14 protein-coding genes are annotated in these 16,626 nt (G+C 65.2%); 5 read left to right on the top strand and 9 right to left on the bottom strand.

Translation table 11 applies throughout. The annotated features are described in order from the left end of the window. The first annotated feature begins 19 nt into the window (after nt 1-19). Nucleotides 20-2,047, top strand: a complete 2,028-nt coding sequence (locus tag ACV7NQ_RS16145; RefSeq protein ID WP_463365692.1) for a M13 family metallopeptidase — start codon at nt 20-22, stop codon at nt 2,045-2,047. 46 nt (nt 2,048-2,093) lie between these two features. On the opposite strand, the gene ACV7NQ_RS16140 is transcribed toward ACV7NQ_RS16145, so the two are convergent. The 8 genes from ACV7NQ_RS16140 to ACV7NQ_RS16105 form a co-directional block, all read right to left on the bottom strand. Next, complete coding sequence (locus ACV7NQ_RS16140; protein ID WP_463360416.1) at nt 2,094-3,170, bottom strand: ABC transporter ATP-binding protein; 1,077 nt, start codon at nt 3,168-3,170, stop codon at nt 2,094-2,096. Nucleotides 3,171-3,199: 29 nt separating this feature from the next. Beyond that, nucleotides 3,200-4,528 (bottom strand): ABC transporter substrate-binding protein, encoded by a 1,329-nt coding sequence (locus ACV7NQ_RS16135; RefSeq protein WP_463360415.1) that lies wholly within the window; start codon nt 4,526-4,528, stop codon nt 3,200-3,202. Between the two features lie 19 nt (nt 4,529-4,547). Further along, nucleotides 4,548-5,339: a carbohydrate ABC transporter permease gene (locus tag ACV7NQ_RS16130; RefSeq protein WP_463365691.1), complete on the bottom strand. Its 792-nt coding sequence runs from the start codon at nt 5,337-5,339 to the stop codon at nt 4,548-4,550. 71 nt (nt 5,340-5,410) lie between these two features. Then, complete coding sequence (locus ACV7NQ_RS16125) at nt 5,411-6,340, bottom strand: carbohydrate ABC transporter permease (RefSeq protein ID WP_463360414.1); 930 nt, start codon at nt 6,338-6,340, stop codon at nt 5,411-5,413. 206 nt (nt 6,341-6,546) lie between these two features. Continuing rightward, the gene (locus ACV7NQ_RS16120) at nt 6,547-7,455 is read right to left on the bottom strand and encodes a L,D-transpeptidase (RefSeq protein ID WP_463365690.1); all 909 of its coding nucleotides are present in this window, start codon (nt 7,453-7,455) and stop codon (nt 6,547-6,549) included. Between the two features lie 477 nt (nt 7,456-7,932). Next, nucleotides 7,933-9,327 (bottom strand): cytochrome P450, encoded by a 1,395-nt coding sequence (locus ACV7NQ_RS16115; RefSeq protein ID WP_463360413.1) that lies wholly within the window; start codon nt 9,325-9,327, stop codon nt 7,933-7,935. Between the two features lie 22 nt (nt 9,328-9,349). Next, the gene (locus tag ACV7NQ_RS16110) at nt 9,350-10,588 is read right to left on the bottom strand and encodes a serine hydrolase domain-containing protein (protein ID WP_463365689.1); all 1,239 of its coding nucleotides are present in this window, start codon (nt 10,586-10,588) and stop codon (nt 9,350-9,352) included. Nucleotides 10,589-10,699: 111 nt separating this feature from the next. Next, nucleotides 10,700-11,236 (bottom strand): DUF6764 family protein, encoded by a 537-nt coding sequence (locus ACV7NQ_RS16105; RefSeq protein ID WP_463360412.1) that lies wholly within the window; start codon nt 11,234-11,236, stop codon nt 10,700-10,702. A gap of 281 nt (nt 11,237-11,517) precedes the next feature. Here ACV7NQ_RS16105 and lppU point away from each other — a divergent pair, with 281 nt between their 5' ends. Beyond that, on the top strand, nt 11,518-12,171 hold the full coding sequence (gene lppU, locus ACV7NQ_RS16100) for an LppU family putative lipoprotein (RefSeq protein ID WP_463360411.1): 654 nt from the start codon (nt 11,518-11,520) through the stop codon (nt 12,169-12,171). A 36-nt stretch (nt 12,172-12,207) separates the two neighbouring features. Beyond that, a complete protein-coding gene (locus ACV7NQ_RS16095; RefSeq protein WP_463360410.1) occupies nt 12,208-13,662 on the top strand; it encodes an MFS transporter in 1,455 nt (484 codons plus the stop codon). A gap of 40 nt (nt 13,663-13,702) precedes the next feature. Here the strand turns inward: ACV7NQ_RS16095 and ACV7NQ_RS16090 are convergent, their stop codons facing one another. Next, nucleotides 13,703-14,377, bottom strand: coding sequence for a S1 family peptidase (locus ACV7NQ_RS16090; RefSeq protein WP_463360409.1), 675 nt, complete (start codon nt 14,375-14,377; stop codon nt 13,703-13,705). A gap of 522 nt (nt 14,378-14,899) precedes the next feature. On the opposite strand from ACV7NQ_RS16090, the gene ACV7NQ_RS16085 reads away from it, so the two are divergent. Both ACV7NQ_RS16085 and ACV7NQ_RS16080 read left to right on the top strand, forming a co-directional pair. Beyond that, entirely contained in the window at nt 14,900-15,754 is an 855-nt protein-coding gene (locus ACV7NQ_RS16085) for an MlaE family ABC transporter permease (RefSeq protein WP_463360408.1), read from the top strand. A 4-nt stretch (nt 15,755-15,758) separates the two neighbouring features. Beyond that, a complete protein-coding gene (locus ACV7NQ_RS16080; protein ID WP_463360407.1) occupies nt 15,759-16,622 on the top strand; it encodes an MlaE family ABC transporter permease in 864 nt (287 codons plus the stop codon). Nucleotides 16,623-16,626: the final 4 nt, after the last annotated feature.

Genomic DNA, 16,626 nt, shown 5'->3' with positions numbered 1-16,626 from the left:
GATCGCTCGGATCGGCATACTGGAGATCGTGACTTCCGAGCTGACCAGTCCTTCCGGTATTGATCTGTCCTATCTCGACGAGGCCGTGCGGGTGCAGGACGACCTGTTCGCGCATGTCAATGGCGCTTGGCTCGACACCTACGAGATACCGGCCGATCGTGCGGTCGACGGCGCCTTCCGGACGTTGTACGACCAGGCCGAGCTGGACGTGCAGACGATCATCCAGCATGCCGCCGCGTCGGAGCCCGAGCCGGGTAGTGACGCGTGCAAGATCGGCGACCTGTACTCCAGCTTCATGAACACCGAGGACGTTGCGGCCGTCGGGCTGGCGCCGCTCGCGATGGAACTCGCGGCGATCAAGGAGGTCGCCGATCGACGCGCCTTCGCCGCGCTGCTCGGCCGGTTGCAGCGCACCGGCGTCGGCGGCGCAGTCGGTTTCTACGTCGATACCGACGACAAGAACTCTAACCGGTACCTGGTGCATGCCTCCCAGTCCGGGATCGGCCTGCCCGACGAGTCTTATTACCGGCAGGACGAATTCGCCGAGATCCGTACGAAGTACATTGAGCACATCGGCCGCATGTTCGCACTGGCCGCCGCCGATCCGCAGGTCGCGGGCCTGCTGCCGGACGACCTGGACACCGTCGGGCAGCGGGTGTTCGAGCTGGAGCGCAAGCTTGCCGCCGGGCACTGGGACGTGGTACGCCGCCGCGACGCCGAACTGAGCTACAATCTGACCACCTTCGACGCACTGGCCGCCGACCACCCCGAATTCGCTTGGACCGCTTGGACCTCGGCCCTCGCCGAGGGCGTCACCGGCGCCGGTCCAGAGCTCTTCGCGGAAGTGGTTGTGCGCCAACCGGATTATGTGCGCACCTTCGCCCAGACCTGGGCCGCCGAGTCGTTGGCGGACTGGCAGGCCTGGGCCGCCTGGCGAGTGATCCGCTCGCGCGCACCGTATCTCACCGACGCGCTGGTCGAGGCGAGCTTCGACTTCTACGGCCGTACCCTCACCGGCGCCCAGGAGAACCGGGAACGCTGGAAGCGCGGCGTCTCGCTGGTGCAGGACCTGCTCGGTGAGGTGGTCGGCAAACTGTATGTGGCCGAGCACTTTCCGCCGGAGGCCAAGGCGCGGATGGTGGAGCTGGTCGCCAACCTGCAGGAGGCCTACCGGGCCAATATCGCCGACCTGGACTGGATGGGACCCGACACCAGGGCGGCCGCGCTGACCAAACTGGAGAAGTTCACCCCGAAGATCGGCTACCCGGGCAAGTGGCGCGATTACTCGGCCATCGTGATCGATCCCGAAGACCTGGTCGGCAACTACCGCCGCGGCTACGCCGCCGACCACGACTACGACCTGAACAAGCTCGGCGGCCCGGTCGATCGCGACGAATGGTTCATGACCCCGCAGACGGTGAACGCCTACTACAACCCGGGCATGAACGAAATCGTCTTCCCCGCGGCCATTCTGCAGCCGCCGTTCTTCGATATGAAGGCCGACGACGCCGCCAACTACGGCGGTATCGGCGCGGTGATCGGCCACGAGATCGGGCACGGCTTCGACGATCAGGGCGCCAAGTACGACGGCGACGGCAACATGATCGACTGGTGGACCGACGACGACCGCACCGAATTCGGTAAGCGGACAAAGGCTTTGATCGACCAGTACAACGTGCTCTCGCCCAAGGGATTGCCCGACGAGCACACCGTGAACGGCGATTTCACCATCGGCGAGAACATCGGCGATCTCGGCGGCCTCTCCATCGCCCTAGCCGCCTATCGGATTTCACTCGACGGCGCCGAGGCGCCGGTGATCGACGGCCTCACCGGGCTGCAGCGCGTCTTCTTCGGCTGGGCCCAGGTCTGGCGCACCAAGGCCCGCACCGAGGAGGCCGTTCGCCGCCTCGCCATCGACCCGCACTCCCCGCCCGAATTCCGCTGCAACGCCGTGGTCCGCAATATCGACAGCTTCCACGAAGCCTTCGACGTCAAGCCCGGCGACGAGCTGTACCTGGATCCGGCTGAGCGCGTGAAGATCTGGTAGTACCCTTGCGCGCCCATCACCACCGGCGTGGTGATGGGCGGCTCCCTCAGCGCAGGCGCAACTCGGTGGCGCTGTCGAAGAAGAAGATCTCGTCGAGCTTGGGGCGCAGCCGCAGGCGATCGCCGAGGGCGACCTGGAAGCGGCGGTCGACCCGCGCTACGACCTTGCCGGAGCGGCTGTTCCACTGTTCGGTGATGCCGTGGCTATATATAAAGGACTCTGCGCCGAGTTCTTCGAGTAGTTCGGCCGCGACGGCGAGGCTGTCGGGTTCGGTGGTGACTTCCCACGATTCGGGGCGCACACCCACCACCACGCGATCGGTCTGCACGCTGTGCGGTAGGGGAATTCGCAGGTCGCCGAGGACCGCGGCGTTGTCGCGCACCGGTGCGTCCAGCAGGTTCATGCCGGGGGAACCGATGAAGCCCGCGACGAAGGTGTTCACCGGGTTGTCGTAGAGCTCGCGTGGTGCGGCGATCTGCTGAAGTTTGCCGTCGCGCAGCACCGCGACCCGATCGCCCATGGTCATGGCCTCGACCTGATCGTGGGTCACGTAGACGGTGGTGGTGCCGAGCCGCTTCTGCAGCGCGGCGATCTGGGAACGGGTGCTCACCCGCAGTTTCGCGTCCAGGTTGGACAGCGGTTCGTCCATGCAGAACACCTGGGGGCGGCGAACGATGGCGCGGCCCATGGCAACTCGCTGCCGCTGGCCACCGGACAGCTTCGCCGGTTTGCGGCCCAGCAGCGGTTCCAGCTCCAGCATCTTGGCGGCCTCTTGGACCTGAATCAGGGTGTCGGCCTTGTTCATGCCCGCATTGCGCAGGGCGAAGCCCATGTTCTGGGCGACGGTCATGTTCGGGTAGAGCGCGTAGCTCTGGAATACCATCGCCACGTCGCGGGCGCGCGGCGGCAATCTGGTGACGTCCTTGCCGCCGATGAGGATTCGGCCGGCTTCCACCGATTCCAGTCCGGCCAGCATTCGCAGGCTGGTCGACTTGCCACAGCCCGATGGGCCGACGAGGACGATGAATTCCCCGTCGGCGATATCGATGTCCAGGCTGTCGACAGCAGGCGTTGGCGCACCGGGATACAGATGCGTCACCCCGTCGAAGTGCACTGTTGCCATGCTGTCGATCTCCTAGTGTCGTCTCGAAATTACTTCGGCAGCTTCGGCGTAATCTGCCGGTCGATGATCGCCTGCAGCTGGCTGGCGACATTGGCGTAAGCCGTTGCCGGGTCGGCGTTCTGTAGTCCGATCTGCTCCAGCCCGGTGCCGATGATCTGGTCGCCGCCCGGCACGAATACTCGGGCGTAGTCCTGCGACTTGGTCACCGACAGCTGCTCGATGGCGACCTTCGAGTTCGGGTTCTTCGCCAGGAAGTCCTGCTCGCTCGGATCGGTGACGGCCGACTTGCGCACCGGCATGTATCCGGTGCCCTGCGAGAAGTACGCGGTGTTCGCGCCGTTGGTGATGAACTCGATGAACTTGAGCGCGTTCACTTTCCGCTGATCGGCAATCCGCGACGGGATGGCAAGGCCCGCACCGCCGGTGGTGACGCCGGGGCCGTTCGGGTGCGGCAGGAACGCGGTGCCGAATTGCAGCTTGCCCTCGGCGGTCTTCTGGATGCCCGTGAGATCGCCGGTGGAGGCGATGGTGGAGGCGATCACGCCGGTGCCGAAGTCGACCGCGATCTGCGGCTTGATGCCCGCGTACTTCTTGGTGTGGATCATGTCGCGCAGGAACTGGCCCGCGGCAATGGTTTTGGGATCGGTGAACTTCAGCGTCCACTGATCGGAGTAAGCGCCGCCGAAGGTCCAGTTCGGACCCTGGAAGGTCCAGGCCAGGTAGTTCTTCGCGTCACCCCAGCCGTGCGCGAGCTTGTCGTCGCCGACGACCTCCTGCAGCTTCGGGCCCCACTCGTCGAATTCCTGCCAGCTTTGCGGACCGCGATCCGGCAGCCCGGCCTTCGACCAGACGTCCTTATTGTAGTAGAACAGCGGGGTCGAGCGGGCGTAGGGCAGCGCGTAATGCTTGCCGTTGAACAGGTAGTCGGCGACCAGCGAATCGACGTAGTCGTCCAGCTTCACCCCGGCGTCGCCGAAGTGCCCGTCCAGCGGTTCGATGGTGCCGTTGAGGGCGTAGTTGAACCACCAGACATCCGACAGCACAACGACATCCGGCAGGTCACCGCCGGAGAGCGCCGCGTTGAACTTCTGCGACACCTCCTCGTAGTTCTTGCCTGCGTCGACCAGGTTGACCTTGAGGTCGGGGTACTTCGCCTGGAACCGGTTGATCAGCTCGGTCTCGATGTCCTTCGAGGTGCCAGGGTGATTCGACCAGAAGGTGATGGTGTTGGCATTGCCGGACTGCTTGCCGCCACCGCCGCCACCCGCGCACGCAGTCAGTGCCGCGCCGGCGGCGACCGCACCGGCCAACCCGATGAATCCGCGCCGCGACAGCGCGGGGAATTGTGAAGTGGACACGTGATTTCTCCTGTATCGGTTAACCCTTGACCGCACCCGAGGTGAGGCCTTTGATCATGTGGCGTTGAAGCAGCAGGAACACCAGCAGAATCGGCAGCATGGTGAGCAGCGTGCCCGCCATCACCGGCCCCCAGTTGGTGACGCTCGGATTCTCGGTGTTCTGCAGCAGGGTGAGGCCGACCGGCAGGGTGGCGACTGTGGTGTCGTCGGCCATCAAGAACGGCCAGAGGTATTCGTTCCACTCATTCACCAGTGTGACCACGGCGAACGCGACCATGGTCGGCCCGGACATCGGCAGCACCACCCTGGTGAGCAGCCGCCACCAGTTGGCGCCGTCCATCCGCGCCGCCTCGATCACTTCCGCGGGCAGCGAGAGGAAATGGTTGCGCATCAGGAAGGTGCCGAAGGCGACGCCGCAGAGCGGAACGATGATGCCCTGGAAGGTATTTCGCCAACCCAGCTGGGCGATCAGTGCGTAGTTGGAGATCACGGTGATCTGATTGGGCACCATCAGCGCCGCGATGATGATCAGGAACACGATGTTCTTGCCGGGAAAGCGCAGGAACACCAGGCCGTAGGCGCTGAACACGCCGAGCACGAACTTCACCGCGGAGACGATCCCGGTGACAATCAGCGAGTTACGCAGGAACGTCCAGAACGGCAGCGTGGTGGTGGCTTCCCCGTAGTTCTCCGGATGCCAGCTGTGCGGCCAATACACCGCGGGCTGGGTGTAGATGTCCGGACGCGCCTTGAACGAGGTGATGATGATCCAGAACAGCGGAACGCCGACGATGATCAGCACGCACAGCATGGCGCAGTAGCCGAGCAGCTTCACCAGCAATTGCCGCGTCTGGTACGAAGACGTGGTGGTGCCAACGTATTTCACTGCTCGCCTCGATCCATGATCCGTACCTGGATCAGCGTGATGGTCAGCAGCACCAGGAACATGATGGTGGCCACCGTGGCGCCGTATCCGGCGCGGAAGTTGCGGAAGGACTCTTCGTAGACCTGGTAGACCATCGTGGTCGTGCCGGTGCCGAGCGGCCCGCCGCGGGTCATCACATTGATGATGTCGAAGACCTGCAGCGAGTTCAGCAGCACTGTGATGGACAGGAAGAACGTGGTCGGGCGCAGTTGTGGCAGTAGCACTTTGGTGAAGGTGGTCCACCGGCTCGCGCCGTCCATCTCGGCCGCCTCCATCAGATCGGCCCGGGTGCCCTGCAGCGCGGCCAGATAGATGACGAAGGTGTAGCCGAGGTTTTTCCAAATGTAGGTGACCGTCACCATGAACAGCGCCCAGTGCGGATTCTGGTAGAAGTCCGGCACCTTGTCGACGCCGATACGGTGCATCAGGTCCTGGATCAGGCCGAAGCTGGGGTCGAAGATGAACTGGAAGGCCACGCCGATGGCGGCGCCGGAGATGACGTACGGCGCGAAGATCGCCGAGCGGACCACATTGCGCCCGAACAACTTACGGTCGAGCAACAGCGCGAGCGCCAGCCCCAGCACCATGCTGCCGACCACTGCGGCCAGCGTGAAAACCACTGTGTTGGTGACGATCTGCCAGGAATCCGACCGGCCCCACCACTCGCGGTAGTTGTCGAAGCCGATGTAGGTCACGAACGAATCGGAGATGTTCCAGTCGGTGAACGACAGCCGGATATTGTCCAGCAGTGGCCGATAGACGAACAGCGTCAGCAGCGCGAGATTCGGTACGACCAGCACCAGGAACAGTGCGTAATCCTGCCACGGTCGGCCCCGCAGACCGCGACTTCTGGGTTGCGGTAGTACTCGCTCGGGGTTGGTTCGCACAGCGGGCACTTTACGGTTTGGGGCAAACGTCCGGTTAAAATCATCCCTCGACAGGTTGAACTTTCGAAACACCGACCAAGTGAAGCAAAGACCGGACATTCCGGTCGCCAACTTCCAGTTATTCGATCGTATTGTTCGACTGACGCCTGCCCGCGAACGGGCAGGCGTCAACTACGACCTGAAGTTGTGGCGAAGCGTGGGAGAAGTCAGTTCCAGTCGCCCATGCCGTCGCTGGCGCTCAGCGTGCCGCCCGCGGTGTTCCGCACGACGACGGGGTCGCCTTTCCTCGTGTTCTCCATGAACCACTTGGCGTTCTCGGTGCTGACGTTCAGGCAACCGTGGCTCGAGTTCGAAACACCCTGCTGCCTAACCGACCACGGTGCGGCGTGCACGAAGATGCCGCTGTTGGAAATGCGGGTCGCGTACTCGACCTCGAGCTTGTAGCCCTCGGGATCGGTGGTCGGCACACCGTAGGTGGACGAATCCATGATCATTTTGCGCAGCTGCTCGCCGACGTAGTACGTGCCGTTCGGGGTCTCGTGCTTGGTCTTGCCCATCGACGTCGGCATGGTCATCAGCTCTTCACCGTTGCGGGTGATCGTGATGGTGTGCGTGGTGTCGTCGGCGGTGCTGACCAGTGCGTCGCCGATGCGGAAGGCGCTACGGGTATCGCCTGCCTGGACCGTCACGTCGGTGTTGGCGGGCCAGAACGCCTCCGGCCGCCAGCGAACCTGCTTGTCGCCACGCCAGTAGAAGTGGCCGGGCGCGGGATTCGACGAGGTGACCTTGATGGCCTTCTCGGCGGTCGCGTGATCGGTGACCGGGTCCTTGAAGTTGATGATGATCGGCTGTGCCACACCGACGGTCTCGCCGTCGGCGATATTCATCGACGGTGGTGCGAAGTTCGCCTTTGGAGTCGGGTCGGTGGCGGCGGCTGAAGAGGAGCCGGAGCCGAGGCCGCCGGGCAGAACTGGTTCGGCCTGGGCGGGCGCGGCGAGCGCGGCACATGCCGCCGCGATCGCCGCCGACAACAGGACGCCCTGCCGGACCCGGCGGGCTAGCGTTGCTGTCCGTCGAGCAGTCGGCAACGACCTGGTGTGCAAAGCGACATGCATAGGTTTCTCGTCCATTCCATCTCTCGTCCACACGCGCGGACCAGATCTTTCATAGGCGCGGAGCCTGCGTAACGGCGCCACGGATAACGTTGCGGAGCCTGCGCTGCGGCCCCACTATTGGCGCGGAGCCTGCGCAGCACCCCGCTGATGTAGCGCGGAGCCGGTCCAAGCGCTCCGCGTCGATAGGTCGCGGAGCCAATGACGCGGCTCCACGGATATGGCGCGGGACCCATGTAGCAGCCCCGCGGTTTTAACGCACCCGACCCTGACGTCCATTCCTACCTTCGGGGGCGGTTCGAAGCCAGTGGCGGTTCACATTGATTCGACCCAACCATTCAGTGTGCTGTGCATCACATATGTCGTTGGCGGTCACCGACTTTCGCGAAAGATCCCGGTCACACCGGCGAGTCCGGTCGTGGCCGCACAGCGGACCGCGCGGGCGGTTGTAGGTGACACCAAACGCGTTCGTGACGTAAATCACGTCAAGACATCGAAGGGGATCGACCGCTGCGGACCGGTCGCAATGTTGTGCGGCACCGACAGCGGCGCCCGGCCGCGCGCGTATCGCGGCGTCAGTCGCAGCCGGACCCGGCCGAGGATCGTCGCCAGCACGATCCGCAGTTCGTAATCGGCCAGCGACGCCCCGACACAGCGTCGATGTCCACCGCCGAACGGGGCGAACTCGAACGGTCCGTACCGGCGCTCGAGAAACCGGTCCGGCCGGAACCGCTCCGCCTCGGGCCACACCTGCGGATCGGAGTGCAACAGCGGCACGGCGACACCCATCGTGTCGCCCGCCGCGAGCGGAACCCCAAGCAAGGTGAACGGCGCGGTCACCCGGCGCAGCACGATCGGCACCACCGGATGCAGTCGCAACGTTTCCTGGCATACCGCGTCGAGGTAGGGCAGGCCGGTCAACTCGATCGGCGTGGCATCGGGTCCCGCCTCGCGCAGTTCCGCGCGCAGTCGCTCCAGCGTCTCGGGTTCCCGATGCAGATGAAACAGCGCCCACACCAGGGTGGTCGCGGTGGTCTCGTGTCCCGCCACCAGCAGGGTGCGTAACTGTTCGCACAGATCGACATCGGAGATCGCGGTGCCGTCGTCATAACTGGTGGTCAGCAGCATCCCGAGAATGTCCGTCGTGGTGTGGTTCGCCTCGTTTTTCCGGCGCGCGATATCGGCGAGGATCAGTCGGTCCAGCCGGTCGCGCGCCGCGACGAAGCGGTCCCACGGGGCGTGGCCGAACAGCCCGCGGCGCAACATCGGCAGCAGCATCAGCGGTCCGGAGAACGCGTTGAGGAATTCGCCGACCGCGGCGGTGTAGGCGGCCCGCTGCTCGCGGCTGTCCACGCCGAACACCGCCTCCAGGATCACCCGCAGCGTGATCGCCCTGGCCGCCGCTCGCGAATCGATGCGGGAGCCAGGCAGCCAGGCCGGACCGGAATCGTCTGTGCCACCGGATATTTCATCCAGCGCCGAATCGCGGATCAGCTCGCCGTAGGCGCGGATACGCGCGCCGTGGAAGGCCGGAGCCAGCAGTGCCCGATCACGCCGGTGCCGCTCGCCCGCGGTCAGGATGAGCGACGCGGAGCCGACCAGCGGTTCGATCGGATTCGGCCGCGGCGGTTCGAGCAGTTCCATTGGTGCGCGGAACATCTCGCGGGCGCCCTCGGGTGTTCCGGTGAACAGCACCGAACCGAAGCCAGGAAACCGGACATAGAACGGGTCGCCCTCGTGCGCGCGCCGCCATCGGAAATACCGCTCGAAATCGATGCCCGCCGCCAGCGCGTGCGCGACAACCAGCCGTGGCGCCCGCGGCGAATGCGCGACACCCGGCGCTGCTTCGTCCCCGCCGCGGGGAGATAGGCCCACATCCATACCTAAATGTACGAACTCATCGGTCTTCGGGTTCGACTTTCGGTTCCGCTGGCTCAGGACGCTTGTGCACCGTGCTGCTTGCCATGGCGGCCAACCGAGCCAGCCGCGCGTCCCCCAGTGCGGTGAGGGCATTGCCGAGTCGGTTGGTGACGAAGGCGATCGACATGCCGAGCAGCGGATCGGCATACGCGCCCGATCCGCCGATGCCGTAGTGGCCGAAGGCTTTTCGCGGTTGCTGCTTGGTCATCAGCACCGGGCGGTGATAACCGAGGGTGAAGCGCAACGGGAGTCCGAGCACGTAATCGCGGTGCTCCGAGGGCTGCACCTGATTGATCGTCTCGATCGTCTCCGGCTTCAGGAACTGCACGGTTCTGATTCCCTGGGCGCTTTGTTCGCCGGGTTTGTCCGGGCCCACCTCCACGCGCCCCTCATTGGCCAATGCCCCGTACATCCTGGCCAGGGCACGCGCCGAGAACACACCGTTCCAGCCGGGCATCACCGCGTCGTGCACCCGTGGGTCACGCACCAGTTCGTCGAAGCTCTCCGGCATGCCGGCCTCGGCGAGCCCGCGGATCGGGCGCACCCAGGACAGCACCGATGATGCGGTGTTCCAGCGGATTCCGGGTGGGCTCAGGTGCGGGAAGATCTTGGCGATCCGGTATCGCTCGGATTCCGGTACCCGGAACCAGAATTCGTCGATGCCGAGCGGCTCCGCGATCTCGCGGCGCACCACATCGGTGAACTGGTCGCCGGTCACCCGCTGCACGATCTCGGCCACCAGCCAGCCGAATGTGATCGCGTGGTAGCCCGAGCTGCGGATTCGGCGCGGGTCCGCGGGACTGTCGGCCAGCGCCCGCACCACCGCGTCGTAATCGAGGATGCCCTCGCGGCCGGGCACCAGCCCGCGCACCCGATGTAGTCCGGCCCGGTGCGACAGCACATCCCGCACCGTGATCTCGTCCTTGCCGTGCGCGGCGAACTCCGGCCAGTACTGCGCGACCGGCGCGTCGTAATCGATCAGGCCGCGCTCGGCGAGCCGGTGCAGCACCGTGGATGCGACGCCTTTGCCGGTGGAGAACGTGAGCGCCACGTTCTCGCCGTTCCAGCGACGGTCCTTGGTCGCCCACCCCGCCCAGATGTCGACAACGGGTCTGCCGTCCAGATAGATCGCGAGTGCGCCGCCGCCGCGGCTCGGCTGGGTGAACATGCCGAAGAAATGGTCGGCGAACCGGACGAACCTCGGGTCGACGAGCATTTCCCTCGGCGCGGCAAGCCGCCTGCTGGATGGTTGGAAGGCAGAAACCACTGGTCGCACCTCCTGACCGCTCGGCCGGCCGATGCGGACACGAACTCAACGGCCGGTATTTCAGCCTAACGCGGCGGGTGGGGTTTGCCAGCGACCGAACGGCGTAGCCAGACAGGTGGCGCCGGTCAGGGAATTCCAGGCGAAGGCCGCCCAGCCGAGGCACACCACCGAGCTGTCGGCGGTGTCGACCCCGGCCCGCGACCCGTCGAACGCGATCGACACGGCGAGCAGCGGCCAACCGGCGCCGCGCCCGCCCGGATCGGAAATCGAGGTCCGGGCAAGCGCGTCCGGACCTATTCCGATCGCGATCGGAATCCCGCCCGACCCTTCGCTGGCGCCGACGCCACCCGCGGCACCGACGCCGTAGGCGGTCGCACCGGAGGTGGCGTTCGCGTAGCCGACACCGTCGTAACCCGCGCCGTGGGCCCGGCTGAAGGTGTCGCTTGCCGCCCGGCACCCGGTGCGCCCATCGATAACGGTGATGTCCGTCCCTCGCTCCGAGGTGCAGTGCACTGTGGTTGCTGAGGCCACCGCGGGAAGCAACAGGGAGGTGCCCATCGCGGTGGTCGTGCAGGCGATTGCGCTGATCAGCTTCACGGACAACTCCTTTCACATCGGACTTCCCAACCATACCCAGATCGGTTGCTGGGAGCGCGATTCCGCCGGTGGGGCGGGTGCGGTACCGGAAGGAGGGCCGATTTCGCCCGCGGCCGGGCCGTGCGTGCGGCCTTGCGCCCTAGCGGCTCAGCGTGGTCTTCGAGTCGACGCCAACATCGCCCATGGTGTATGCATGGCGTGGTATTTCAAGCTCTGCTATGTCAACTTCGGATTCTGACGAAGGTGGGAGTTCGGAGCGTTACAGCTCGGGAGGACTGTACGTGTCTGGTCAACTACCTTCGGGTCGCCTCGCGTTTGCCGCATTCGCGGCGGTAGCCGCCGTAGCCCTGGTCGCGGTAGCGGGTTGTGGCTCCACCATCAGCGGTACCGCGCAGCCTGCGATGAACGACGGAACCGTCGATGCGATATCGACCACCGGTACACCGAAAACCTCGGCTTCGCTGTCCAGGCCGACCACCGATCGGCCGTCCTCGGCTAAGCCGACGCCCACCTCGACCGATCGCGGTGGCAACACCGACTTCCAAGCCAACATCGGTGACTGCGTGACCCTGGGTGGCACGATCTCCGACGCCACTATCGCCAAGGCGTCCTGCGGCAGCCGGGCCTCGAACTACAAGGTGATCGGCAAGGCGCCGAGCAACTCCCAATGCGTCAGCGACCGCGACAACTACTACGCGGAAACTGTGAACGGGATCGAGCAGGGCGCGCTGTGCCTCGACATCGACTGGGTCGTCGATGGCTGCATGGACGTCGGCGGGGACGACCCCAAGCGCATCGACTGCACCGAGCACGGGACGCAAGCCGTGAAGGTCACCAACATCGCACAGAACGCGGACGATGCCGGCGTCTGCGGCAGCGGCAGCGGTTTCACCTACCCCCAGCGGCATTTCGTGGTCTGCGTCAAAGAGCTCTGAGCACGGACCCCGGCCTTCGGCGGCTAGGTTGATGCGGTGAGCACCGCGCAGCTTCCCCGCTTGCGTTCGGCTACGGGGCGCTGGATTTTGTTGGCCACCATCCTGGGGTCGTCGGTGGCGTCGCTGGACGCCACCGTCGTCAATATCGCACTGCCCAGGATCGGCGAATCGTTGAACACCGACGTGGCGGGTCTGCAGTGGACGCTGAACGGCTACACGCTGACGCTGGCGTCGTTCATCCTGCTCGGCGGGTCGCTCGGCGATCACCTCGGCCGCCGCAAGGTCTTCGTCTGGGGCACAATCGGTTTCGCGCTCGCCTCGGTGCTGTGTGGCGCCGCGGTGAATATCGAGATGCTGATTTTCGCCCGCATCCTGCAGGGTATCGCGGGCGCCATGCTTACGCCGGGCAGCCTCGCGCTGATCTCCTCGTCCATCGATGAACGCGATCAGGGCGCGGCCATCGGTCTGTGGTCGGGCTTAGGTGGCGTCGCGGGCGCACTCGGGCCCTTCCTGGGCGGCTGGCTGATCGACGTGTCGGGCTGGCAATCGATCTTCTTCATCAACGTGCCGCTCGCGCTGGTGGTTGTGCTCGTCACCCTCCGGCACGTGCCGGAAAGTCACGATCCGAATGCCGCCGCGCGCCTGGATATTCCGGGCGTCGTGGTGGTCGCGCTCGCCCTTGGTGCGCTGACCTTCGGTTTGATCGACTCGATGCCGCTGCTGGTGGTCGCCGGTCTGGCGCTGCTTGCGGTCTTCGTGACGATCGAAATGCGCAGCGATCACCCGCTGGTGCCGCCGTCGCTGTTCGCGTCGCGGGTCTTCACCGCGGCGAACCTGGTCACGCTCGCGGTCTATGCCGCGCTCGGTGGGGTGTTCTTCTTGCTGATCCTGCAATTGCAGCTGGTGGCGGGATACTCGCCGCTGATGTCGGGCGCCGCCACTGTCCCGGTCACGCTGATCATGCTGGCGCTCTCGGCGCCCGCGGGCCGCTGGGCGCAGGTGCACGGTCCTGGCATCCCGATGACGCTCGGACCGCTGCTCGCCGCCGGTGGTGTGGTGCTGATGCTGCGCATCGGACCGGACACCACATACGTGACCGATGTGCTGCCCGGCGTGCTGGTGTTCGGTCTGGGATTGTCGGTGCTGGTCGCCCCGCTCACCGGGGCCGTCCTCGGCGCGGTGCCCGCCAGTGCGGCCGGTATCGCCTCCGGTGTCAACAACGCGATCGCCCGGACCGCCCAGCTGCTTGCCGTCGCCGCGCTGCCCGGACTGGCCGGGATCTCCGGATCGCTCGGCGACCGGGCCGAATTCGATCGCGGGTTCGGTGTCGCGATGTGGATCTGCGCCGGACTGCTGGCGGCGGGCGCAGTGCTGGCCGCACTGCTGTTACGGCACCCGCGCCGCGCCCCGGCGCTGGACAACGTCGACTGCATGCCGCAGTGCGCGGCGGTGTCCGGCCCCGCGCTGGCACCGGACCGCAACGAACAATGAGCGGGCCCTCGGGGCCCGCTCATTGTTTCCGACAGCTGGATCAGATCGGTCGGAAGCCCGCGCCGACGCTGCCACGCGCGTTGATGTCGCCCATGATCGAGCTCATATTGGTGCCGACCTCGGGTCCGAAGCAGGCGAGGGCGAGATAGGCGTTCACCATGCCGACGAGCGTGGTGCCGACGACGACCGGTGCCCCGGAATCCCCCTCGACCACGCACATCTGGGACCAAGTCTCCATATTGGTACCGAAGATGTCACCGTAGGCGACGCCACAGGTGTTGCCGGTGGTCCGGCCTTCCTTGCAGACGATCATCGGGAACTGGGCCGGTCCGCCGATTCCGGTGATGGTGACGTTGCCCACCCGGTTCACCGGGACGATCGCGCCCGGATCGAACTGGATGATCGCGTAGTCCAGATCGTGGTTGGAGTAGACGAATCGGCCGATCACGCCCGCGCTGCGGTCGGCCTCGGCGTAGACCTGCGCACCCGGGTCGCCGCAGTGCCCTGCGGTCAGGCCGACCAGCCGCCCGGCACCGTCGTAGCCGACCGTCGTGACCGTGCATTCGAATTGGTTATCGATGATGATTCCGGAACCACCGCCCACGACCGGCGGACCCGGGTCTGCGTCCGCGGCCCCTGCACCCGTAGCGAGCAGCGCCGCTCCCAGGGCTACGGCGAAGGCGGCGTTGGCCACCTTGGCGAGTTTGCTGAACATGTCCCTCCAGACGTCGGAAGCCCGCACAATATCAATCTGTCGCACCCATCGTGTCAGTAATCGGCTCCGGGCGCGTCCTGTACCCGCGGAAGCGCGGGTGGCGTCGCGAGTCTTCATTTTTCGACATTTCACGCCGAAAGTATCTTTTCCGATTGCATAGCAATATTCTATAAGTTAGTTGGTCCGCGTGGTGAGTTTGTGTTTCGGACGCAGTTCGGACGCTTGCGTTAGTGCTCCGAAACGAATGCGATTTTCGATGAATATTATCCGCGCAATTAGAGCGAGATACCGGATCGTGGCGGTGATCGGCGCAGCTGAACTGTAACTTGTTCTAGAAGATGGGCGGTTAACTTTGGGTCCCACACCAAGCCCAGGGCCGCGACTCATAGCCCTTCCCCAACAGTGATGCCGGTCTATGACTGCAATCACATGACGATGGTGTGTTCTGCACTACTCCGTAGTAAGGTGCGTCAAGCAAACAAGTCGTCGGGGTTGGTTACCGGCGTCGAGAGAGGTTAGCCGGTGCAGTCGACCAAGAGTCCACCTTCGGAGTCGCGGACGAGGGACGCGGTTGATTGGGCAAAAGGTTACTGGGAAGACCACCCGAAGCGGTCGCTGGAGACCTTCGGCAGGCAGATCACCATGGGAATCGCCGCCGTTGCCGAGCTGTTCGTCGCGATATTCCGGCGCCGCTTTCCGTTCAACGAGTTCATCCGGCAATGCGCGTTCATGTCCAGCGTCGCCGCCGCCCCGACACTGTTGGTCGCCATCCCGATCGGTGTCATCGTCTCCATTCAGGTCGGCGCGGTCGCCGGTCAGGTCGGAGCGACATCGTTCATCGGTGCGGCCAACGGCCTCGGCATCATTCAGCAGGGCGCGCCCCTGGTCACCTCGCTGATGATCGCGGGCGCCGTTGGTTCGGCCATCTGCGCCGACCTCGGCTCGCGCACCATCCGTGAAGAGATCGACGCGATGCGCGTGATGGGTGTCGATCCGATGCGCCGACTGGTCGCGCCCCGTCTCGGCGCGGCCATGCTGGTCAGTGTGCTGCTCTGCGGTTTCGTCGTCTTCGTCGGATTTCTGACGGGCTACATTTTCAATATTTTCGCGCAGAACGGAACGCCGGGGTCTTATGTCGGCACCTTCTCCTCGTTCGCCGTAACTATCGATCTTCTTGTGGCACTGGTGAAATCGCTGATCTTCGGGTTGCTCGCCGCCATCATCGCCTGCGATACCGGGCTCAATACTCGCGGCGGCCCCGGAGGTGTCGCGAACTCGGTGAACTCGGCGGTGGTCAGCTCCGCGATCATGCTGTTCGGGGTGAACCTGATCATCACCCAGATCTACAACGTTCTCCTCCCCCCACAGGTGGTCTGAGCCGGTGTCATCAACCTATGTACCGCCGCTGCTGCGGCCACTTCGGCAATTGAAGAAGTCCGCGCAGGCGCCGGTAGATCTGCTCGCGCGCCTCGGCCACCAGGTGTTCTTCTTCCTGCGGTCGATCGGCGCGATTCCTTTGGCGCTCAAGCACTATCCGAAGGAAGTGTGGCGGCTGCTCTCCGACGTCACCTGGGGTAACGGCAGCCTGGTCGTCGGCGGCGGCACCATCGGCGTCGTCGTGATCCTCAGTGCGTTCGGCGGTATGACGGTCGGCATCCAGGGCTACACCTCGCTCAACCTGCTCGGACTGAGTCCGATCACCGGCGCCATCTCGGCCTTCGCCACCACCAGGGAGCTGGGACCGCTGTTGGCGGCCCTGGCCTTCGCCGTGCAGGCCGGCTGCCGATTCACCGCGCAGCTGGGCGCGATGCGCATCTCCGAGGAGATCGACGCGCTCGAGTCGGTGGCGATCCGGCCGCTGCCCTATCTGGTGAGCACCCGGATGTTCGCGGCGATGGTCGCCATCGTCCCGCTCTACTGCCTCGGCCTCGCCATGGCCTACATCTCGTGCTCGCTGACGGTGCAGGTGATCGGCGGCACCTCGAGCGGCACCTACGCGCACTACTTCTATCAGTTCCTGATTCCGACGGACGTGCTCTACTCGCTGGCCAAGGCGATGCTGTTCGTCGCGATCACCACGTTCATCCAGTGCTACTACGGGTTCTTCGCCTCGGGCGGCCCGGAGGGTGTCGGCGTGGCGGCCGGCCGGGCGATCAAGATGTGCATCATCGTTGTCGTATTCGCAGACCTGTTCATGACGTTGGCGATCTGGGGCGTCAACCCCGGCATCCGGATCTCGGGGTAGGGCG

This window comes from Nocardia sp. Tas62D01, assembly GCF_055232035.1.
The sequence above is the reverse complement of the archived record's forward strand: the minus strand, read 5'-3'. Positions and strand labels throughout refer to the sequence as shown.